Below are 21,904 nucleotides of genomic sequence, written 5' to 3' on the forward strand. Positions count from 1 at the left end.
CCTGCGGATCAGCGCTGGGCGGAGGCCGTGCGGCTGTAGCTTCCGGCGTCGGCGAGGTAGCCTTCGTAGATCGTGCGCGTGATGCTGGCGATCCGGGCCTCGCGCGCGGGGCGGTTGCCTTGACCGGTGACGTAGATGGCCACGGCATAGGCGCGCCCGTCAGCAGTCTCGATAATGCCCACGTCGCTGGACGTGTTGCTGAGCGAACCGGTCTTGTGCGAGACGTTCACGCCGCTGGGCAATCCGGCGCGGATGCGGTTGCGGCCGGTGAGGCAGCGGCCCATCGCGCCCATCAGCACGTCGCGGCTTTCGGGGGTCAGCCACTTGCCCTGGTAGATGCCGGTCAGCAGCTGGACCATGGCGAGCGGGGTGGCGCTGTCACGCTTGTCGACCACTTTGGCGGGATTGATCGCGCCATCGTCGCGGACCATCGTGGCGATGTCATGATCGAGGTGCCAGTCGTCGATCCCGGCGCGGCGGACCCAGGCATTGACGGCAGACGGGCCGCCGACGACCTTGAGCAGCGCATCGGTCGCGTAGTTGTTGGACCGGGTGATCATCAGTTCGAGAAGCTGGCGCGCCGACATGTAGGCGCCGGGACGAACCGGGGCGACCGAGCTGGAGAACGGCGCCGAAGCGACCGGGATCATCAGCGGATATTCGCTGGAAAGGCTCCATTTGCCCTTGTCGACGCCTTCCAGGAACGTCGCGGCGATGGCGACCTTGGCGGTGCTGGCCATCGGAAAGCGCTGACTGCCCAGCACGTCCACCGACCGGCCGGTCGAAAGGTCCACGGCGGCGACGCCGATACGGCCCTGCGAGCCTTCGGCAACGGATGCGAGCCGTCTTTCGAAATCACTGGAGAACGATCGCGGCGCCCGGACTTCGGTGCCGAACACCGAGTCGAACGATTCCTGCACATCGTTGACGTTGCCCGCATGGGCAGGTGCGAACGACACTGCGCCTGCGGCGATGATGCTTGCGACCCTGACGAAGCGCTGCGTGCCCGCAAAACACCGCGCAAGGAGCTTGTCTGCCCCGTTCATGCAGAACCCACCCTTACCTTTTCTCACGTCCCCTAGAGTTAATCCGAATTCGATAAAACGCCAGCGCCGCGCGACGAATTGCATGCAGCATACGGGCAATTGCGGGAACCGGATCGATCCTGTCGTTTTCGCGACGGATTCGGACTCGGTTTGAAAATGCTCACGGGGTATTTTTCGGTGCCGCAAGCTCGTCACGGATGTGACGGGCGCATCCAGCAAAAAACGAAAAAGGGCCGGAGAGATTGCTCTCTCCGGCCCCAATTCGCGTTGGTGACGTGGTTGGCTTAGAAGCCGCCCATGCCGCCCATGCCGCCCATGTCGGGCATTGCCGGCATGGCGGGCTTGTCGTCAGCCTTTTCGCTGATCGCCGCTTCGGTGGTGATCAGCAGGCCGGCGACCGAAGCCGCATCCTGAAGCGCGGTGCGCACGACCTTGGTCGGGTCGATGACGCCGGCGGCAACGAGGTTTTCGTACACGTCGGTCGCGGCGTTGAAGCCCAGCGATTCGTCCGAACCGTCAAGCAGCTTGCCGGCGACAACGGCGCCGTCGTGGCCCGCGTTTTCAGCGATCTGCTTCAGCGGTGCGGTGATCGCCTTGCGGACGATGTCCACACCACGGGTCTGGTCTTCGTTGACGCCGGTCAGGCCTTCGAGGGCGCGCGTTGCGTAGAGCAGCGCGGTACCGCCACCGGGGACGATGCCTTCTTCAACGGCAGCGCGGGTCGCGTGGAGAGCGTCGTCGACGCGGTCCTTGCGCTCCTTCACTTCGACTTCGGTCGCACCGCCGACCTTGATGACGGCCACGCCGCCAGCAAGCTTGGCCAGACGCTCCTGGAGCTTCTCGCGGTCGTAGTCGCTGGTGGTGACTTCGATCTGGGCACGGATCTGCTCGACGCGGCCCTTGATGTCGTCAGCCGCACCGGCGCCGTCGACGATGACCGTGTTGTCCTTGTCGATGGTGACCTTCTTGGCCTGGCCGAGCATGCCGAGCGTGACGCTCTCAAGCTTGATGCCGAGGTCTTCCGAGATCATCTCGCCAGCGGTCAGCGTGGAGATGTCGCCCAGCATGGCCTTGCGGCGATCGCCGAAGCCCGGAGCCTTGACGGCAGCGATCTTCAGGCCGCCACGCAGCTTGTTGACGACGAGCGTGGCAAGGGCTTCACCCTCGATGTCCTCGGCGATGATGAGGAGCGGACGGCCCGACTGCACCACGGCTTCCAGGATCGGAAGCAGCGCCTGGAGCGACGACAGCTTCTTCTCGTGGATGAGGATGTACGGGTTTTCGAGCTCGACCGTCATCTTCTCGGGGTTGGTGACGAAGTAGGGCGACAGGTAGCCGCGATCGAACTGCATGCCTTCGACGACATCGAGTTCGAATTCGAGACCCTTGGCCTCTTCGACGGTGATGACGCCTTCCTTGCCGACCTTTTCCATGGCTTCGGCGATCTTCTCGCCGACTTCGGTGTCACCGTTGGCCGAGATGATGCCGACCTGGGCGATTTCCGAGGAACCGGCAACGGCCTTCGAACGCCCCTTGATGTTCTCGACAACCTTGGTGACGGCGAGATCGATACCGCGCTTCAGGTCCATCGGGTTCATGCCGGCGGCAACCGACTTCATGCCTTCGCGAACGATCGCCTGGGCAAGAACGGTGGCGGTGGTGGTGCCGTCACCGGCTGCGTCGTTGGCCTTCGAGGCCACTTCGCGCAGCATCTGGGCGCCCATGTTCTCGAACTTGTCCTTGAGTTCGATTTCCTTGGCGACCGAAACACCGTCCTTGGTGATGCGGGGGGCGCCGAAGCTCTTCTCGATCACGACGTTGCGGCCCTTGGGGCCCAGGGTCACCTTGACGGCGTTGGCGAGGGTGTCGACGCCCGACAGAATGCGTTCACGCGCGTCGCGGCCGAACTTTACGTCCTTGGCTGCCATTTTGAATTCCTTTTAGAAAATCTGGAAAATTCGGAAATCAGGATGCTCAGCCGATAACGCCGAGGATGTCCGATTCCTTCATGATCAGCAGGTCTTCACCGCCAACCTTGACTTCGGTGCCCGACCACTTGCCGAACAGCACGCGGTCGCCAACCTTGACGTCAAGCGGAGTGATGGTGCCGTTTTCGGCGCGGGCGCCGGTGCCGACGGCGACGATTTCGCCTTCAGCCGGCTTTTCCTTGGCGCTGTCGGGGATGATGATGCCGCCAGCCGTCTTTTCCTCGGCTTCGACGCGGCGCACGAGAACACGGTCGTGCAGCGGGCGGAAAGTCATGGGATTCTCCCTTATCCTACGAACCAGAATAGGCATAAAAACTGAATTGGCACTCTCTTGCAGGGAGTGCCAATGCCGGGGATATGGTTCGGGGCCGGGGCGCCGTCAAGCGATGACCCGCCAAAATTTTTCAAGCCGGTTTAGACTCGGGATGAGACGAGCGCGTTACAGCGGCGAGAGATGGAACTTCTCGCGCCCGTGCCAGCGCACCAGCAACAGCAGCGCCGCCGCGGTGAGTCCCACGGCAAGGCCGATCCACACGCCCACGCCTTCCAGCGGGGTGAACAGCCCGAGCGCCACCGACGTTGCGAAGCCTGCCGCCCAATAGCCGAACAGGGCGATCATCATCGGCACGCGGGTATCCTGAATGCCGCGCAGCGCGCCGGCCACGACAGCCTGCAACCCGTCGGTAAGCTGGAATATCGCGGCCACGAACAGGAATTCGAGCGCGAAGTGGACCAGCACGGCATTCTCGGGCGCGGTCACATCGACATAGGCGGAGAGGATCAGGCGCGGCATCAGCAGCATGGTGGAGGCCGAGACGATCATGAAGGCCATGGCGATGGCGATCGCGGCGCTTCCGGCCCGGCCGACGCCGCCCTTGTCGCCCGCGCCGTAGTGATAGCCGACGCGGATCGTCGCTGCCTGGCCGACGCCGAAGGGCACCTGAAACGCGAAGGCGGCGATCTGGAGCGCCACAGTGTGCGCGGCAAGCTGCGCCTCGCCGATGCGGCCCATCAGGAACGCCGCTCCGCTGAACAGCCCGCCCTCGGCGATCACGGTTCCGGCTATCGGCAAGCCGAGCGCGAGGATCTGGCGCATACGCTCGGGCTCGGGCCGCCACCAGCGGCCGAACACGTGGAAGCGCCGGAGCCGCCGATCGCGCGAAATGGCAACGGCATAGACCAGCGTGCTCACGCAGGCGGTCATGGTGCTGGACAGCGCGGAGCCGGTAAGGCCGAGCGCGGGAAGGCCGAAGTGCCCGAAGACCAGCGTGTAATTGCCCAGTACGTTCACGAGGATCGACAATGCCGTGATCGCGGTGGCAAAGATCGGGCGACCGAGCGCCGAGACGAATGTGCGCAGGACGTTCGAGAGCGCCATGGGCACGATTGCGATCGAGAGCACGCGGATGAAGTGCCCGGCAAGGCCGACCACGTCCGGATCCTGCCCGGTCAGGTGCATGAAGGCCCCGCCGAACAGACAGACTCCGATGCCGCAGGCCCCCAGGATCACTGCCAACCACAAGGCCATGCGCGTCGACCGGCGGACTTCGCGCACGGAGTGGCGGCGGCGGCCGATCTCGGCGGCGATCAGCGGGGCGACCGCGCCGGTCACCCCGTTGAGCCCCATCAGCAGCAGCGCGACGATGGCCACGGCAAGGCTGGCGGCGGCAAGCGACTGCTGGCCCAGCCGCGCCACGAACATCACGTCGGTGGCGAAAACCGCCATCTGCAACAGGTTGGCGAGCGCCAGCGGTCCGGCAAGGCGCAAGGTCGCGGCCAGTTCGGCACGAAAGGTCGAAGGAAGGTCACGCGTCGCCATGGTCAGGCCGATAGGCCCTGGGGCGCGGGAGCGAAAGCGGATTTGTCGGCAAGAGAATATTGCGGACTGGCGTCAGATCAGTCACTTCCTGTCGCCAGAGCGCCAGAGAGGGTCGCGCCAACCGGGAGATATCCATGCATGTGAAGTCGATGTTCGTCGCCGTGCCGCTTGCCTTGCTGGCCGCCTGCGGCGGTTCGGGGTCGGAATCGGGTTCTGGATCGGAGCAGGGCGCCGATACGTCGGTTGCCTCGCCCACGCCTGCGACTACGGCGGCCACCGTGGCAACCACTGCTGCGGATACGGCGCCGGCCGCATTCGGGATCTGCCGCTCGTGCCACTCGGTAACGGCGGGTGTGAACGGCGTCGGCCCGACGCTCCACGGTATCGTCGGCAGCAAGGCGGGCGAGGTTCAGGGCTTTCCGTTCAGCCCGGCGCTCAAGGAATCGGGCATTACCTGGGATCGCCAGTCGCTCGACGCCTGGCTGCAAGGGCCGATGAAAATGGTGCCGGGCACCAAGATGGTCGTCATGGTGCCCGATGCGGCGCGGCGCAAAGAGATCATCGACTATCTCGAAACGCTGAAATGAAAAGGGTCTGACATGAAAAAGGGCGGCGCCGCTTTCATTGAGCGGCGCCGCCCTTTCATCCGGTCGTCATAGGGGGATGGGGGCTGGTGAAGACCGGGAAAAGAGGGGTCAGATGGTCTGGCCGGGCAGGGCCTGCTTCGGCTGTTCCACCGGCTTTTCGGCCTTGGCGGGGATCGCCTTGTTGGATGGCGTAACCGCCTCGCACGAATCCGATGCGGCCTGTGTCATCTTCGGCTCCGTACCCGAACCGTCCGAGCTGTAGGAGACCGAGCGGGTGCAGCCCTTGGCGTCCGTGGTCGACGAGTAATAGGTCACGTACGCGCCCTTGGGCATGTCGCCGACCATGGTGAAGCCGGGCACGCCTTGCTGGGCCGTGCCATTCGCGACTGCTTGCTGCTGCATCTGCGCGGCGTGCGCCTGCATCGATGCCGCCTGCTGCATCATCGCGTTCATGCGCGCGTCCATCATCGCGGAGATACGCTCCATCTGGGCGAAGGGATCGACCATGACGGGCATCTGGGCCGCCTGCACCGCGTCAGCGGGAACGACTTCGACCTTGGGCGCGACATCGCCGGAATACTGGACCTGCACCACCGAACCGTCGGGGGCGTTGACGTTCATGGTGTGCAGCTTCGCGGTTGCGGCTTCGGCGACTCCGGCGCCCAACAGAGTGAGTGCGGCAGCGCCGAAAAGACAGGTTTTGGAAGGCATTCGCATGGGAAGAAACCTCCTTCGTCGCTCGTCCCATTTGTCAGCGAGGACAAGCTGCCCCCGCGAAGCTGAACGTCAGATTACCGGCAGTCAGGCCGGATGCAGCATGGCGACATCGCACCGCGCGTAGCGGGCGCCGTAGCGCGCCATGATCCCGGCGTCGTGGCGGAAACCCAGCTTCTCATAGAGATGGATTGCTGCCTCGCAGCGCTTGTTGGTCAGCAGGTAGAGCGGATCGGCGCCCATTTTGCGCGCGCGCTCGATCGTGGCCTGGAGCAGGAATTCGCCCGCTTTCAGCCCGCGCGCCGCTGCGCGCACGCCCATCTTGGTCAGTTCGAAAGATGTCTCGCCGGTTTTCTGAAGCGCGCAAGTGCCGACCACGCCAAGCCCCTCGGCTTCGACGAAGAGGATCGTGCCGCCGGGATCGACGATGCGTTCGCGCGGGTTTTCCAGCACTTCGCGGTCAGTCGGCTCAAGGCTGAACATCGTCTCGATCCACTCGGCATTGATGTCGTGGAAGGCGCCGGCCAGATCGTCGGAGTATTCGCGGATCGTCAGCATCGGCTGCCCCAGTCGGGCATGGCGTTCGACCATCGAGGATTCGCTGAGCGCCGTCTCGATGCGGGCGATGTGGTCCAGCAGATCGGCAGTCCGGCCGCCGCACATTTCGTCTACCGCGCGGCCGACCCCGGGCCAGACATGCATGCGCACGCGGGCCATGGTGGCTTCGCCCTGCTGCGTCAGCGACAGCAGGCGCTGGCGCAAGTCCGCGCCGGGATTGGCCTCGACCAGACCCAGTTCGGTAAGCTGCCCGATCGCGCGCGTCACGCCGGGCTGGCTGTAGCCGACCGCTTCGGCAAGCTGGCCGACGGTCATCGCCTCACGGTCGAGCGCGGTGAGCAGCGGCATGTGGCCGGGCTGCGCGCCGATGCCGGCGTCCTCGATGATGCGGGCGGCATCGCCTTGGAGCCGTTCGGCCAGGCGCTTGAGGCGGCTGCCGAGATAAACCCCGCCAAGATCGGCGATGACGTCGCTCATACGAATCTCCATACCACGTTATATATCGTGTTATGGATATGGCGGCGGAAGGTCAAGGGCCTTCGGGAAGCGGGCAAAGGAAAAGGGCGGCTCCTTGCGGAGCCGCCCTTCCCGTAGATCTGCTCGGAAGAACCGAGAAGAAGCTTACTTGACCTCGACGGTGCCGCCAGCTTCTTCGATCTTCTTCTTGATGTCTTCGGCTTCAGCCTTGTTGACGCCTTCCTTGACGGCCTTGGGAGCGCCTTCAACGAGAGCCTTGGCTTCAGCGAGGCCCAGACCGGTGATGGCGCGGACTTCCTTGATGACCTGGATCTTCTTGCCACCGTCGCCGGTGAGGATGACGTCGAATTCGGTCTTCTCTTCGACAGCGGCGCCAGCGTCGCCAGCCGGGGCAGCAGCCACGGCAACAGCGGCAGCGGCGGAAACGCCCCATGCTTCTTCGAGAGCCTTGGCGAGGTCAGCGGCCTCGAGGACGGTCAGCTTCGACAGTTCTTCAACAAGCTTGGCGATATCGGCCATGATAATAACTCCTGATCTGTGGTCCCGGGGTGCTGGATGCGGTCCGCCGGGATAAATCGTAACGAATAGAATTGCTTAGGCTTGGCCCCTCGCGATTTACGAGAAATCGCTTGGGGCTTGAGCTCAAGCAGCCTTGTCGGCGTAGGCAGCGAAAACGCGAGCCAGCTTGGCCGCCGGAGCGGTCTGCAGCTGGGCGATCTTCGTCGCCGGAGCCTGAACGAGGCCGATGAGCTTGGCGCGCAGTTCGTCGAGCGAGGGCATCGAGGCGAGAGCCTTGACGCCAGCAGCGTTCAGAACCTGCGAACCCATCGAGCCGCCGACGATCTCGATCTTGTCGGTCGTCTTGGCGAAGTCGACGACAGCCTTGGCGGCAGCGACGGGGTCCACCGAAGTGGCGATGGCCGTCGGGCCGGTCAGGAAGTCGTCGATACCGACATAGTCGGTGTCCACGATGGCAAGCTTGGCAAGACTGTTCTTTGCAACCTTGTAGGTCGCGCCCGCGTCACGGATCTTGCCGCGCAGGGCGGTGGACTGGGCCACCGTCATGCCGAGGTTGCGGGTGATGACCACCACGCCGACCTCATTGAAGACCGCGTTGAGCTGGGCGACCGAATCGGCTTTCTGCGAACGATCCATGCCTTACTCCTTCACATGTGACCGCGTGGAACTTGCGTTCCTTGCGGCCGGCTACGTTTGTCCGAAGCGCGAAAGCACTTCGGGCGAGTCCGTTTCGATGGGGAAGGAGTTTCGTGCCGAAACACGAAGTTGGCACCACGTCTCCAAAGGAGTGAGGGGCCGGAAATAATCCTGTTCCCCGTCTAGGCTGGAAATTAAGCCCTCGCAAATCGAGGGCACCAACTGTCTCGGACGGATGAACGATGGGCCGAAACCCATACGGTTCGGGGGCGCCTTTGGATGAAAGCGCCCCCGGAGTCAAGTATTGCTAACAGTGGTGTCAGTGAAAGTGACGCCGAAATTGACGGGGCTTCATCAACCGGCGGGGGCATCGTATCCCAGCAAGTCGCCCGGCTGGCAGTCCAGTTCCCGGCAGATCGCTTCCAGCGTGGAGAAGCGGATCGCCTTGGCCTTGCCGGTCTTGAGGATCGAAAGGTTGGCGAGGGTGATGCCGATACGCTCGGCCAGTTCCGTCAGCGTCATGCGGCGGGCGTAGAGAATGTCGTCCAGCTTGACCACGATCCGGCCTCCTTCGAGAGCTTCCGCGTCTTCGTCCATCACACGGTGCCTTCCAGTTCGGCGCGCATCTCGGCGCCCTTTCGGAAGACGCGGGCGAGGATGAACAGGATCAGCATCAGCAGCAGGCCATTGCCGGAGATGCCGCCCAGCGTATCGATCCGGGTGTGGCCTTCGCCCAGCTTGTTGATCAGGGCGCCAAGGCCCGAAAGCGGCAAGCCGATGAGCTGCACGACCAGGCTGAGCCACGCCATCTGCGTCAGCCGCCGGGCATTGTCGGGCACGAACGGATCGCCATCTCCGACAGTGCCGACGATGCGCTTCAGCAGTTGGAAGATCCGGAAAAGCGTGCCGCACAGGATCGCGGCAAACACCAGCACGCCGCTGACCACCCAGAAGAACTGGGGCAGGAGAAGAGGCATATCTTTGGCGAGTTCGGCTGAAATCTGGCCCCGGAAGATCAGCATGGCCGGGATTGCGACAAGGCAGGCGGCGATGGCCAGGGCCATGCTCGCCATCAGGAACCACAGCAGTCCCTTGGCGATGGCGAGCAGCGGGTCGCGGGCGATCCGGGTGATTGGCGAAGTCATGTTCGTGTCCTTCCCGGCGTCCGGATTACATCAGCGCCGGTGCGACGGCGACGACGATAGTGGTGGCCGGCGTTGCAGCCGGGCTGGCGACAGTCATGGGTTCGCGGGCGGCGGCTTCGGCCGGGTTGGAGAGGGTGGGCAGCCAGAAGGCGCCGGTGAAGACAATAGCCAGCGCCACGGCGAGGGGGCGGGAGGCCTTTTGCATCTGGGACTGGGTCATTGTTCGTTCTCCGATATGCTCGATATCGATATTCAATAAATTGATTCGGGCTTATCGTCAATCGATAATATCGAAAAACAATATGACGCTGATCGTCTATCGGAAAGTCGCTGCATTTCGAGGCGTGTGGCGCGCGCAAAAAAAGCGGGGCGACCCGGATGAGTCGCCCCGCATATGGTTCCGGTCTGCCGTGCAGGGGTTACGGCGTTCCGGCTCCAGGCATCGATCTGCTATTTGGGCCCCTGTTGCCTTGAGGGGGTGGAGGGTGAGGGCCCGGTCGTCTGCCTGAGGGTATGCGCGCCGAAGGGGATGCCCAGCTATTGCTGGTGCTTGCGGGGGAAAGGCGAGGGGGCGTGGTCTTGCGGCCCCGAGATTTCGGATCCCGGCGGAGCATGGTCAGACCGCCGGTGAGCGATATGATCAGCGCGGCGAGCAGCCCCAGTCCGCCTTTCGCGCCAAGACGGGAAGGGGTTTCGGGTACCGAAGTTGCCAGGCTGGGTGCTGGGATGTCGCCGCGCGCCAAAGTGCCGTCGGCAGCGGTGCCGGACCGCGAGGCGGTGGGCACGCGGGGGGCTTCGCTTGTTTCCATGCTCTTCGTCGCCATATCCTGCGGCGTTGCGGCTGCGGCCGGCATGGCGGCAAACGCGGCGGCGGCGAGCATCGGGCCCAGTGCGCGGTCTGCGATCGAGATGGTCAAGCGTCCCATGCAGCTTCAATGCGCTGGGAGGCGAAAAAGTTACCGGGACAGGCGCTTTTCAAGGATGGACGGCGGCGATTGTGCGGCGAATCGAGTCGCGGCGTTCCTGATCAGACCTCGCAGAAATGCGCGGCTCGTCAAATTGACATCCCGCACCCCCGCGCCTATATCCGCCCCTCGCTCGGTCGCTTCGAGCAAGGCTGCCCATGCGCGGGGGTAGCCCAAGAAGGAGGCGGTCGGGATATCATCCGATGCATAAGGCTGCTGGCCGCAACTGGCGTTCCTCCAAGGAATTCCGCGCGTGCCGGGCGGCCTTTTGGCGTTTTGGATGCCCTGCTTCACCGGCAGGGATACGTCCTCGCAGACGAGAATTTTCAAGGGGCCGCTCATCGCGAATCGGTCCCGAAGCGAAGAGGCAAAAGACCAGATCATGGCCACCAAGCCCGTCGATATGCGCCGCTCTGCAAAGAAGCGCATCCGCAAGATCTTTGGCGACATCCACGAAGTCGTCCAGATGCCCAACCTCATCGAGGTGCAGCGCGAGAGCTACGAGCAGTTCCTGCGCTCGAACCCCGCGACCGGTTACATCTCGGGCCTGGAGAAGACCCTGCGTTCGGTCTTCCCGATCCGCGACTTCGCCGGCACCAGCGAACTCGACTTCGTCCACTACGAGCTGGAAGAGCCGAAGTACGACGTGACCGAGTGCCGCCAGCGCGGCATCACGTATGCGGCCCCGATGAAGGTCACGCTGCGCCTGATCGTGTTCGAAGTGGACGCCGAGACCGAGACCCGTTCGGTCCTCGATATCAAGGAGCAGGACGTCTACATGGGCGACATGCCGCTCATGACCGAGAACGGCACCTTCTTCATCAACGGCACCGAGCGCGTGATCGTCTCGCAGATGCACCGTTCGCCGGGCGTCCTGTTCGACCACGACCGCGGCAAGACGCACTCCTCGGGCAAGTACCTCTTCGCGGCCCGCGTGATCCCGTACCGCGGTTCGTGGCTGGACTTCGAGTTCGACGCCAAGGACATCGTCAACGTCCGTATCGACCGCAAGCGCAAGCTGCCGGTCACCTCGCTGCTGTTCGGCCTGGGCCTCGATAACGAAGCAATCCTCGATTACTTCTACGAGACCGTAACCTGGAAGCGCGGTTCGGGCGGCTGGCAGTTGCCTTACCAGTCCGAAGCATGGCGCGGCGCCAAGCCGGCGTTCGACATCGTCGACGCCAAGTCGGGCGAAGTCGTGTTCCCGGCCGGCACCAAGATCTCCCCGCGCGCTGCCAACAAGGCGCAGAAGGACGGTCTGGAAGAACTGCTGATCCCGACCGAGGAAATCTTCGGCCGCTATTCGGCCAAGGACCTGATCGACGAGTCGACCGGCCGCATCTACATCGAGGCGGGCGACGAAGTTTCGCCGGAAAACCTTGAAGCGCTCGACCGCGCGGGCATCGACCAGATCGACCTGCTCGACATCGACGACATCAACACCGGTCCCTGGATCCGCAACACGCTCAAGGCCGACAAGGCCGAGAACCGCGACATGGGTCTGGAAGCGATCTACAAGGTCATGCGTCCGGGCGAACCGCCGACGAAGGAAACCGCCGAAGCGCTGTTCGACGGCCTGTTCTTCGACGCCGACCGCTACGACCTGTCGGCCGTGGGCCGCGTCAAGATGAACATGCGTCTTGGCCTCGATGCCGAGGACACCGTGACCACCCTGCGCGTCGAGGACATCCTCGCCGTGGTCAAGGAACTGGTGAACCTCAAGGACGGCAAGGGCGAAATCGACGACATCGACAACCTCGGCAACCGCCGTGTGCGTTCGGTGGGCGAGCTGCTCGAAAACCAGTACCGCGTCGGCCTGCTCCGCATGGAGCGCGCCGTGAAGGAGCGCATGAGCTCGGTCGACGTGTCGACCGTGATGCCGAACGACCTCATCAACGCCAAGCCCGCCGTGGCCGCCGTTCGCGAGTTCTTCGGTTCCTCGCAGCTCTCGCAGTTCATGGACCAGACCAACCCGCTGTCGGAAGTCACCCACAAGCGCCGCGTTTCGGCACTTGGGCCGGGTGGTCTTACCCGTGAGCGCGCCGGCTTCGAAGTCCGCGACGTTCACCCGACCCACTATGGCCGTATCTGCCCGATTGAAACGCCGGAAGGCCCGAACATCGGTCTGATCAACTCGCTGTCGACCTTCGCCCGCGTCAACAAGTACGGCTTCATCGAAACGCCGTACCGCAAGGTGAACGACGGTCACGTGACCAAGGACGTCGTCTACCTTTCGGCGATGGAAGAGCAGAAGCACACCGTCGCGCAGGCGTCGGCAGAGCTGAATGCCGATGGTTCGTTCGTCGAGGAACTCGTCTCGGCTCGCCAGAACGGCGAATTCGTGATGAGCCCGCGCGACCAGATCACGCTGATGGACGTTTCGCCCAAGCAGCTCGTCTCGGTGGCCGCCTCGCTCATTCCGTTCCTGGAAAACGACGACGCCAACCGCGCACTCATGGGCTCGAACATGCAGCGTCAGGCCGTGCCGCTCGTGAAGGCGGACGCTCCGTTCGTCGGCACCGGCATGGAAGAGACGGTTGCGCGTGACTCGGGCGCCGCGATCTCGGCGCTGCGCGCCGGTATCGTCGACCAGGTGGACGCGACCCGTATCGTTATCCGCGCCTCGGGCGATATCGAACCCGGCAAGTCGGGCGTCGACATCTACCGTCTGCAGAAGTTCGAGCGTTCGAACCAGTCGACCTGCATCAACCAGCGTCCGCTGGTGAAGGTGGGCGAAGTCGTGCAGGCCGGCGATACCATCGCCGACGGCCCGTCGACCGAGTTCGGCGAACTGGCTCTGGGCCGCAACGTGCTCGTCGCGTTCATGCCCTGGAACGGTTACAACTACGAAGACTCCATCCTGATCTCCGAGCGCATCGTGAAGGACGACGTGTTCACGTCGATCCACATCGACGAGTTCGAAGTGATGGCCCGCGACACCAAGTTGGGGCCGGAAGACATCACCCGCGACATCCCGAACGTCGGCGAGGAAGCCCTGCGCAACCTCGACGAAGCGGGCATCGTCTACATCGGCGCCGAAGTGCACCCGGGCGACATCCTGGTCGGCAAGATCACCCCGAAGGGCGAAAGCCCGATGACGCCGGAAGAAAAGCTCCTCCGCGCCATCTTCGGTGAAAAGGCCTCGGACGTCCGCGACACCTCGCTGCGTCTGCCGCCGGGCGTTTCGGGCACGATCGTCGACGTACGCGTGTTCAACCGTCACGGTATCGAAGTCGATGACCGTACCCGCGCGATCCAGAACGAGGAAATCGAACGCCTCGCCAAGGACCGTGAGGACGAACGCGCCATCCTCAACCGCGCCACCTACAACCGTCTGAAGGACATGCTCCTCGGCCAGGTCGCCGCTTCGGCGCCCAAGGGCCTCAAGAAGGGCGTCGAGATCACCGACGAAGTGCTGGACGAGGTCGAGCGTCACGACTGGTGGAAGTTCGCGGTTGCGGACGACCACATGCAATCGCAGCTCGAAGCGGTGAAGACCCAGTACGACCTCACCGTCAAGGCGATCCAGGAGAAGTTCGAGGACCGCAAGGAGAAGCTGGAACGCGGTGACGAACTCGCGCCCGGCGTGCTCAAGATGGTCAAGGTCTTCGTGGCCGTGAAGCGCAAGCTTCAGCCGGGCGACAAGATGGCCGGCCGTCACGGTAACAAGGGTATCATCAGCCGCATCCTGCCGCTGGAAGACATGCCCTTCCTCGAAGACGGTACCCCGGTCGACTTCGTGATGAACCCGCTCGGCGTGCCTTCGCGCATGAACGTCGGCCAGATCTTCGAAACGCACCTGGGCTGGGCCGCTCGCGGCCTGGGCGCGCGTATCGGCGCGGCTCTGGACGACTGGCGTGCAGCCAACCCGAACCCGGTTGCCGGCCAGCCGCCGGAAGCCGTTCGCGAGCTGCTCAAGGAGATCTACGGCGACAACTACACCGCCGATATCGACGCCCGCGACGACGAACAGATCGTCGAGTTCGCCCAGTCCGTCCGCAAGGGCGTGCCGATGGGTTCGCCGGTGTTCGACGGCGCGGTCGAGAAGGACGTCACCGACATGCTGCGTCTCGCCGGTCTCGACGAGTCGGGTCAGGTCAACCTGTTCGATGGCCGCACCGGCGACCGCTTCGACCGCAAGGTGACCGTCGGCTGCAAGTACGTGCTCAAGCTGCACCACCTTGTCGACGACAAGATCCACGCGCGTTCGATCGGCCCCTACTCGCTCGTCACCCAGCAGCCGCTGGGCGGTAAGGCGCAGTTCGGCGGCCAGCGCTTCGGTGAAATGGAGGTCTGGGCCCTCCAGGCCTACGGCGCCGCCTACACCCTGCAGGAAATGCTGACGGTGAAGTCGGACGACGTGGTCGGCCGTACCAAGGTCTACGAAGCGATCGTCAAGGGCGACGACACCTTCGAGGCCGGCATTCCGGAGAGCTTCAACGTTCTCGTCAAGGAAATGCGCTCGCTGGGCCTCAACGTCGAGCTGAAGAGCCACGACGACAACGAGGACGACGACGGCGTCGCGCTGGCGGCGGAATAACGGGATCCGGGCGGAGCCGCCGCGCTCCGCCCTTCCTGCCTTCCGCCCGCACGAAGAATTCACCCCAAGAGGGATTGAACCATGAACGACCTGACCAAGTTCACCAACCAGATGGCGAAGCCCGAGACCTTCGATCAGATTCAGATCGGTCTCGCGAGCCCCGAGCGTATCCGCTCCTGGTCCTTCGGCGAGATCAAGAAGCCGGAAACCATCAACTACCGTACGTTCAAGCCTGAGCGTGACGGCCTCTTCTGCGCCCGCATCTTCGGTCCCGTGAAGGACTACGAATGCCTTTGCGGCAAGTACAAGCGCATGAAGTACAAGGGCGTCGTCTGCGAAAAGTGCGGCGTCGAAGTCACCGTAACCAAGGTGCGCCGCGAGCGCATGGGCCACATCGAGCTGGCCGCACCGGTCGCGCACATCTGGTTCCTGAAGTCGCTGCCTTCGCGCATCGGCCTGCTGCTCGACATGCAGCTCAAGCTGCTTGAGCGCGTCCTGTACTTCGAGAGCTACATCGTCATCGAACCGGGCCTGACCCCGCTCGAGAAGTACCAGCTCCTCACCGAAGACGAGATGCTCGACGCGCAGGACGAGTACGGCGAGGATTCGTTCTCGGCCGGCATCGGCGCCGAGGCGGTGAAGCACATGCTCATCAACCTCGACCTCGAACAGGAGCGTGCGGACCTTCTCCAGGAACTTGAGACGACCAAGTCGGAACTCAAGCCCAAGAAGATCATCAAGCGCCTCAAGGTCGTGGAATCGTTCATCGATTCGGGCAACCGTCCGGAGTGGATGATCCTTGACGTCGTTCCGGTCATCCCGCCAGAGCTGCGCCCGCTGGTGCCGCTGGACGGCGGCCGCTTCGCGACGTCGGACCTCAACGACCTCTATCGCCGCGTCATCAACCGCAACAACCGCCTGAAGCGCCTGATCGAGCTGCGCGCGCCGGATATCATCGTCCGCAACGAAAAGCGCATGCTTCAGGAAGCTGTCGACGCCCTGTTCGACAACGGCCGCCGTGGCCGCGTCATCACCGGCGCCAACAAGCGTCCGCTGAAGTCGCTGTCCGACATGCTGAAGGGCAAGCAGGGCCGCTTCCGTCAGAACCTTCTGGGTAAGCGCGTCGACTATTCGGGCCGTTCGGTCATCGTGACCGGTCCGGAACTCAAGCTGCACCAGTGCGGCCTGCCCAAGAAGATGGCGCTCGAGCTGTTCAAGCCGTTCATCTACGCCCGTCTGGACGCCAAGGGTCTTTCCATGACCCTGAAGCAGGCCAAGAAGTGGGTCGAGAAGGAGCGCAAGGAAGTCTGGGACATCCTCGACGAAGTCATTCGCGAGCACCCGGTCATGCTGAACCGCGCACCGACGCTTCACCGCCTCGGCATTCAGGCGTTCGAGCCCGTGCTGATCGAAGGCAAGGCGATCCAGCTGCACCCGCTCGTCTGTTCGGCCTTCAACGCCGACTTCGACGGTGACCAGATGGCCGTCCACGTGCCGCTCTCGCTGGAAGCCCAGCTGGAAGCGCGCGTGCTGATGATGTCGACCAACAACATCCTCTCGCCGGCAAACGGCAAGCCGATCATCGTGCCTTCGCAGGACATGGTTCTCGGCCTGTACTACCTGTCGATGGACCGCATCGGCGAGCCGGGCGAGGGCATGAAGTTCGCGGACATGGCCGAAGTGCACCAGGCACTGTTCACCGGCGCCGTCACGCTGCACTCGAAGATTGAGGCCCGCGTGCCGCAGACCGACGAGAACGGCGAGCAGTACATGAAGCGCTTCGAGACCACTCCGGGCCGCATGCTGCTGGGCGAATGCCTGCCGAAGTCGCACACGGTGCCCTTCGATGTCGTCAACCGCCTTCTCACCAAGAAGGAAATCGGCGACGTCATCGATCAGGTCTACCGCCACACCGGCCAGAAGGAGACGGTGCTGTTTGCTGACGCGATCATGTCGCTCGGCTTCCGCAACGCGTTCAAGGCCGGCATTTCCTTCGGCAAGGATGACATGATCATCCCGGATTCGAAGGAAGCCCTGGTGAACGAGACCAAGGAACTGGTTGCCGACTACGAGCAGCAGTACCAGGACGGCCTCATCACCCAGCAGGAAAAGTACAACAAGGTGATCGACGCCTGGAGCCGTTGCGGCGACCAGGTGGCGAACGCCATGATGGAAGAGCTGAAGGCGCAGCCGATCGATCCCGAGACGGGCCGCATGGCCCAGATCAACTCGATCTACATGATGAGCCACTCCGGTGCGCGTGGTAGCCCGGCGCAGATGAAGCAGCTTGGCGGTATGCGCGGCCTTATGGCCAAGCCGTCGGGCGAGATCATCGAAACGCCGATCATCTCGAACTTCAAGGAAGGTCTGACCGTTCTTGAATACTTCAACTCGACCCACGGCGCCCGTAAGGGTCTGGCCGACACCGCGCTCAAGACGGCAAACTCGGGTTACCTGACCCGCCGTCTGGTCGACGTGTCGCAGGACTGCGTCGTCGTGATCGAGGATTGCGGTACCGAGCGTGCGCTGGAAATGCGTTCGATCGTGCAGGGCGGTTCCACCATCGCCTCGCTCGCCGAGCGTATCCTGGGCCGTACCCTGGCCGAGGACATCGTCGACAAGGACGGCAATGTGGTTGCCGCCAAGGGTCAGCTTCTCGACGAAGCTGCCGTGGCTGCGATCGAACTGACCGGCCTTCAGGCTGCCCGCATCCGTTCGCCGCTGGTCTGCGAAGCCCAGCAGGGCGTGTGCGGCAAGTGCTACGGTCGTGACCTTGCCCGTGGTACCCCGGTCAACATCGGTGAAGCTGTCGGCGTCATCGCCGCGCAGTCGATCGGTGAACCGGGCACGCAGCTCACCATGCGTACCTTCCACATCGGCGGTGCCGCGCAGCTCAACGAAACCAGCCACCTGGAATCGATCTGCGACGGTAAGGTCGAGTATCGCGACATCCCGACGATCGTCGACAAGCGCGGTCGCCGCCTGTCGCTCGCCCGTAACGGTGAAGTCGTGCTGTTCGACAGCGAGGGTCGTGAGCGCGCAATCCACCGCGTGCCTTACGGTACCGTGCTGCTCCACACGAGCGGCGCAAGCGTCAAGGAAGGCGAACGTCTGGCCGAGTGGGATCCGTTCTCGCTGCCGATCATCACCGAATCGTCGGGTACCGTGAAGTATCAGGACCTGATCGATACCCGCACGCTGACCGAGCAGGTCGACGATGCGACCGGCATGACCAGCCGCGTCGTGACGGAAGACCGTTCGTCGCGCACCGCGAAGAAGAAGGAAGATCTGCGTCCGCGCATCACCCTTCTCGACGAGGGTTCGGGCGAAACCGCGCGCTACATGATGGCGCCGGGTACCACGCTCTCGGTCGAGGACGGCCAGACCGTCGAAGCCGGCGACATCATCGCCCGTGCTTCGCGCGAAGCCGCCAAGACCCGCGACATCACCGGCGGTCTGCCGCGCGTTGCCGAACTGTTCGAGGCCCGCAAGCCGAAGGACAACTCGATCATCGCCAAGGTCTCCGGCCGCATCGAGTTCGTGCGTGACTACAAGGCCAAGCGCAAGATCGCGATCATCCCGGAAGAGGGTGATCCGGTTGAGTACCTGATCCCGAAGAGCCGCGTGATCGACGTGCAGGAAGGCGACTTCGTCAAGAAGGGCGACAACCTGATTTCGGGCTCGCCCGATCCGCACGACATTCTGGAAGTCCTCGGCGTCGAGGCTCTGGCAGAATACCTCGTCGCGGAAATCCAGGAAGTCTATCGACTCCAGGGCGTGAAGATCAACGACAAGCACATCGAAACGATCGTTCGTCAGATGCTGCAGAAGGTCGAGATCACGAACGGCGGCGACACCACGCTGCTGCCGGGCGAAGAAGTCGACTACGAGGAAATGTTCGAGATCAACAGCAAGCTTCCCGAGGGCAAGATGCCCGCGGAAGGCAAGCCGATCCTTCTCGGCATCACCAAGGCCTCGCTGCAGACCCGTTCGTTCATCTCGGCCGCTTCGTTCCAGGAAACCACCCGCGTGCTCACGCAGGCGGCGGTTGAAGGCAAGAAGGACACGCTGATCGGTCTCAAGGAGAACGTGATCGTGGGCCGCCTGATCCCGGCGGGTACCGGTGCGGGCATGAACCGTATGCGCGTGGCGGCCACCAGCCGCGACGCCGCCCTGCGCGCGTCTTACCGTCGCATGCAGGAATCGCTCATCGCTGCCAATTCGGCGGCGGAAGAGCATGCGGCCGAACTGGCCCAGGGCCCGGAAGCGGCGATCGGCAACGATCCGCTGGCCGTGGTCGAGGGGGAGACCCACGGTCTCGACGCGGATGCGGGTGATTACCTGATCCAGTCGGACGAGCAGACCGAAGGCGGCGAGGAAGCATAAGCTTTCCCACCTGCTGACAGGCACATGAAAGGCCCCGCCGGAGCGATCCGGCGGGGCCTTTTGCTTGGCGCTAGCGCGGCATTTGGCATGGTTACGCGAAAGTAACCCTCGCGCCGCTAAGGGAATGTCCTGAGATACTAGCAGGGCGCCAAGCATGGCCTGGAATTTCGGACGTACGGAAAAGAAGGGGCGCGAAGCCGGAGAGGCCGCGAATGCGATCGGCGCCGAGGATGCGCGCAATTTCTGCCGGGCGGTCGAAGGGATCGATGGCCTTGGCCTCTGGGCCTCCGACGCCGAGGGCCGCATCCGCTATCTTTCGGACAAGGCGCTGGCCCGCTTGCCCGCCGCGATCGCCGTGATCGGCAGCCCGCTGGCCGACATCTTCCAGACCTTCGACGATGGCGCCGGTTCGGGCCGCAGCCTGCGTTTCGCGCTGTCCCGCCGCTCGCGGTTCGAGAAACTGGCAGTCTGCACGGGCGAGGGCGCGCAGCGGCGCTGGTGGCTGCTTTCGGGCGAGGCGCAGACCGACGAAGGCGGCCGTTTCGACGGCTTCTGCGGCCTCTGCTCCGAAATCACCGACGAGCGCCGCATTGCCGAGGAGAACTCGCGCGAGGCGATGCACGATCCGCTGACGGGCCTGCTCAACCGCCGCGAGATGGCGCGCATGCTCGATCGCACCTTGCGCGCCTACAAGGCGCAGGAACGGCCCTGCGCGACGCTGCTGATCGATCTCGACCGCTTCAAGCAGGTCAACGACACCCTCGGCCATTCGAGCGGCGACGCCCTGCTGCGCCAGGTCGCCGAACGGCTGACCACCATCGTCGGCGATGCCGAGCGGATCTGCCGCCTCGGCGGCGACGAATTCCAGATCCTCGTCCCCGATGTCGAGGACCGGGGCGATCTCGGCGCGCTGGCCGAGCGAATCATCGCCATGCTCTCGCAGCCCTACTCGGTGGAGGGCAACCGCTGCATCATCGGCGCGTCGGTGGGCATCGCCATCGCCCCGTTCGACGGGCGCGATGTGGACGAACTGGTGCGTAATGCTGATCTCGCGCTCTACGCGGCCAAACATGGCGGGCGCGGCCGTTTCCGCTTCTTCTCGCGCGAGTTGCTGACCGCGGCCGAGGATCGCCGGATGCTGGAGGAGCATCTCCACGATGCGCTGGCAAAGGGAGAGCTGGAACTCCACTACCAGCCCATAGTCGCGGCGGGCACCGATGTCGTGACCGGCGCCGAGGCGCTGATGCGTTGGAACCACCCGCAGAAGGGCGTCATCAGCCCCTCGCAGTTCATCCCCATCGCCGAGGAATCGACGATGATCTGCCAGATCGGCGAATGGGCGCTGCGCACCGCCTGCCGCGATGCCGTGGACTGGCCGGGCGATCTGCGGGTGGCGGTCAATGTCTCGCCCCATCAGTTCACCGATCCCGGTTTTCCCGGCATCGTCGCCAATGCGCTGGCGGCATCCGGGCTGGCGCCGGAGCGGCTCGAACTGGAAATCACCGAGGGCGTGTTCCTGGCCGAGGGCGCCGATACGGATGCGCGGTTTCGGGCGCTGAAAGCACTGGGCGTAAGGCTTGCGCTGGACGATTTCGGCACCGGCTATTCCTCGCTCGGCTACTTGCGGACCGCGCCGTTCGACAAGATCAAGATCGACCAGAGCTTCGTGCGCGGCACAGCCGAAGCGGGCGCGCGCAACGAGGCGCTGATCGCCGCCATCGTCGCCATGGCCAAGGCCATCGGCATGGAAACCACGGCGGAAGGCATCGAGACGCTGGACCAACTGGCCATGCTGCGCGAACTCGGCGTCAGCCACATTCAGGGCTTCATCTACTCGCAAGCGATCCCGGCCGAGGCCTTCCTCATGGCTGCCGGACAGCCCCACTGGGGCATCGCCCCCAGCGGCCCGGCCCGTCAGCGAGACGAGCGGATTTCGATGTTCCGCTGGATCGGTGCGATTCACGAGGATCACTATTACCCGGTGGTCCTGCGCAATATTTCCTCCACCGGCGCGCTGATCGAGGGTGTGGAAGACGTGCCGCTGGGCACGCGGTTCGTGGTCTATTTCGGCGAGGGCCAGCTTGAAGTGGCGACCGTGCGCCGTGCGATGGGGGAGCAGATCGGCGTCGCTTTCGAAAAGTCGCTGGTAAGTGATGGCAACGGCGGCCTTTGCACGCGCACGCGGATCTCGCCCTACGACCTTATCAACGCCGGGCTGCCAGCGGACTTCGAAGTGACCACCACCCGCACGCCGATTGCCCCGCGCGACGGCCGGATTTCGATCCCGGCCTTCACCTCGACAGTGGGCCGCAAAGCGATACAGGGAACGCTGTAAGCTTCTCGACCGGGCGCCGACGCCTGCCGACGGGCGACATGGCCTCTTGTGGAAAGGCGGGCGATAAGTTGCGACCCCCCGTTCCCGCAAGGCAGTACTCTATGGACACCCCTGTTTCGAAAGTCGCCCGTGCCGCGTTCGTCTCGGTCACGGCCATGGCCGGCTTCGTCGTCTGGTTCGGCCTTGCGG

The 21,904-nt window shown here is 64.0% G+C and carries 16 protein-coding genes; 4 read left to right on the forward strand and 12 right to left on the reverse strand.

What is annotated here, in order from left to right; genetic code table 11:
* Window positions 1-8: 8 nt before the first annotated feature.
* From bla to EDF56_RS13155, 4 genes are all read right to left on the reverse strand, one after another.
* On the reverse strand, window positions 9-1,046 hold the full coding sequence (gene bla, locus EDF56_RS13140) for a class A beta-lactamase (RefSeq protein ID WP_132388074.1): 1,038 nt from the start codon (window positions 1,044-1,046) through the stop codon (window positions 9-11).
* A gap of 284 nt (window positions 1,047-1,330) precedes the next feature.
* Entirely contained in the window at window positions 1,331-2,974 is a 1,644-nt protein-coding gene (gene groL / locus EDF56_RS13145; RefSeq protein WP_132388076.1) for a chaperonin GroEL, read from the reverse strand.
* Between the two features lie 46 nt (window positions 2,975-3,020).
* Window positions 3,021-3,308, reverse strand: coding sequence for a co-chaperone GroES (groES, locus tag EDF56_RS13150; protein ID WP_086492655.1), 288 nt, complete (start codon window positions 3,306-3,308; stop codon window positions 3,021-3,023).
* 165 nt (window positions 3,309-3,473) lie between these two features.
* The gene (locus EDF56_RS13155; protein ID WP_132388078.1) at window positions 3,474-4,853 is read right to left on the reverse strand and encodes an MATE family efflux transporter; all 1,380 of its coding nucleotides are present in this window, start codon (window positions 4,851-4,853) and stop codon (window positions 3,474-3,476) included.
* A gap of 134 nt (window positions 4,854-4,987) precedes the next feature.
* Here EDF56_RS13155 and EDF56_RS13160 point away from each other — a divergent pair, with 134 nt between their 5' ends.
* On the forward strand, window positions 4,988-5,440 hold the full coding sequence (locus tag EDF56_RS13160; protein WP_132388080.1) for a cytochrome C: 453 nt from the start codon (window positions 4,988-4,990) through the stop codon (window positions 5,438-5,440).
* A gap of 108 nt (window positions 5,441-5,548) precedes the next feature.
* On the opposite strand, the gene EDF56_RS13165 is transcribed toward EDF56_RS13160, so the two are convergent.
* The 8 genes from EDF56_RS13165 to EDF56_RS13200 all read right to left on the reverse strand — a co-directional run bounded on the left by EDF56_RS13165 (window position 5,549) and on the right by EDF56_RS13200 (window position 10,838).
* Window positions 5,549-6,157 carry a hypothetical protein gene (locus EDF56_RS13165; RefSeq protein ID WP_132388082.1) on the reverse strand — a complete coding sequence of 203 codons (609 nt, stop codon included), beginning with the start codon at window positions 6,155-6,157 and terminating at the stop codon, window positions 5,549-5,551.
* Between the two features lie 84 nt (window positions 6,158-6,241).
* The gene (locus EDF56_RS13170; protein WP_132388084.1) at window positions 6,242-7,189 is read right to left on the reverse strand and encodes a bifunctional helix-turn-helix transcriptional regulator/GNAT family N-acetyltransferase; all 948 of its coding nucleotides are present in this window, start codon (window positions 7,187-7,189) and stop codon (window positions 6,242-6,244) included.
* 144 nt (window positions 7,190-7,333) lie between these two features.
* Window positions 7,334-7,708, reverse strand: coding sequence for a 50S ribosomal protein L7/L12 (rplL, locus tag EDF56_RS13175; protein ID WP_132388086.1), 375 nt, complete (start codon window positions 7,706-7,708; stop codon window positions 7,334-7,336).
* Between the two features lie 123 nt (window positions 7,709-7,831).
* Window positions 7,832-8,344, reverse strand: coding sequence for a 50S ribosomal protein L10 (rplJ, locus tag EDF56_RS13180; protein WP_132388088.1), 513 nt, complete (start codon window positions 8,342-8,344; stop codon window positions 7,832-7,834).
* A gap of 354 nt (window positions 8,345-8,698) precedes the next feature.
* Entirely contained in the window at window positions 8,699-8,941 is a 243-nt protein-coding gene (locus EDF56_RS13185; RefSeq protein ID WP_132388090.1) for a helix-turn-helix transcriptional regulator, read from the reverse strand.
* Complete coding sequence (locus EDF56_RS13190) at window positions 8,941-9,489, reverse strand: DUF2975 domain-containing protein (protein ID WP_243652573.1); 549 nt, start codon at window positions 9,487-9,489, stop codon at window positions 8,941-8,943. The genes EDF56_RS13185 and EDF56_RS13190 overlap by 1 nt, the downstream gene beginning before the upstream one ends.
* Window positions 9,490-9,514: 25 nt before the next feature.
* Entirely contained in the window at window positions 9,515-9,709 is a 195-nt protein-coding gene (locus tag EDF56_RS13195) for a hypothetical protein (RefSeq protein ID WP_132388092.1), read from the reverse strand.
* 736 nt (window positions 9,710-10,445) lie between these two features.
* Window positions 10,446-10,838 (reverse strand): hypothetical protein, encoded by a 393-nt coding sequence (locus EDF56_RS13200; protein WP_132388094.1) that lies wholly within the window; start codon window positions 10,836-10,838, stop codon window positions 10,446-10,448.
* On the opposite strand from EDF56_RS13200, the gene rpoB reads away from it, so the two are divergent.
* From rpoB to EDF56_RS13215, 3 genes are all read left to right on the forward strand, one after another.
* The gene (gene rpoB / locus EDF56_RS13205; RefSeq protein ID WP_132388096.1) at window positions 10,837-14,994 is read left to right on the forward strand and encodes a DNA-directed RNA polymerase subunit beta; all 4,158 of its coding nucleotides are present in this window, start codon (window positions 10,837-10,839) and stop codon (window positions 14,992-14,994) included. The genes EDF56_RS13200 and rpoB overlap by 2 nt on opposite strands.
* An 81-nt stretch (window positions 14,995-15,075) precedes the next feature.
* The gene (rpoC, locus tag EDF56_RS13210) at window positions 15,076-19,380 is read left to right on the forward strand and encodes a DNA-directed RNA polymerase subunit beta' (protein WP_132388098.1); all 4,305 of its coding nucleotides are present in this window, start codon (window positions 15,076-15,078) and stop codon (window positions 19,378-19,380) included.
* A 154-nt stretch (window positions 19,381-19,534) separates the two neighbouring features.
* Window positions 19,535-21,715, forward strand: coding sequence for an EAL domain-containing protein (locus tag EDF56_RS13215; RefSeq protein ID WP_132388100.1), 2,181 nt, complete (start codon window positions 19,535-19,537; stop codon window positions 21,713-21,715).
* Window positions 21,716-21,904: the final 189 nt, after the last annotated feature.

It is taken from the genome of Novosphingobium sp. PhB165 (assembly GCF_004341845.1).
Classification (GTDB): Bacteria; Pseudomonadota; Alphaproteobacteria; order Sphingomonadales; family Sphingomonadaceae; genus Novosphingobium.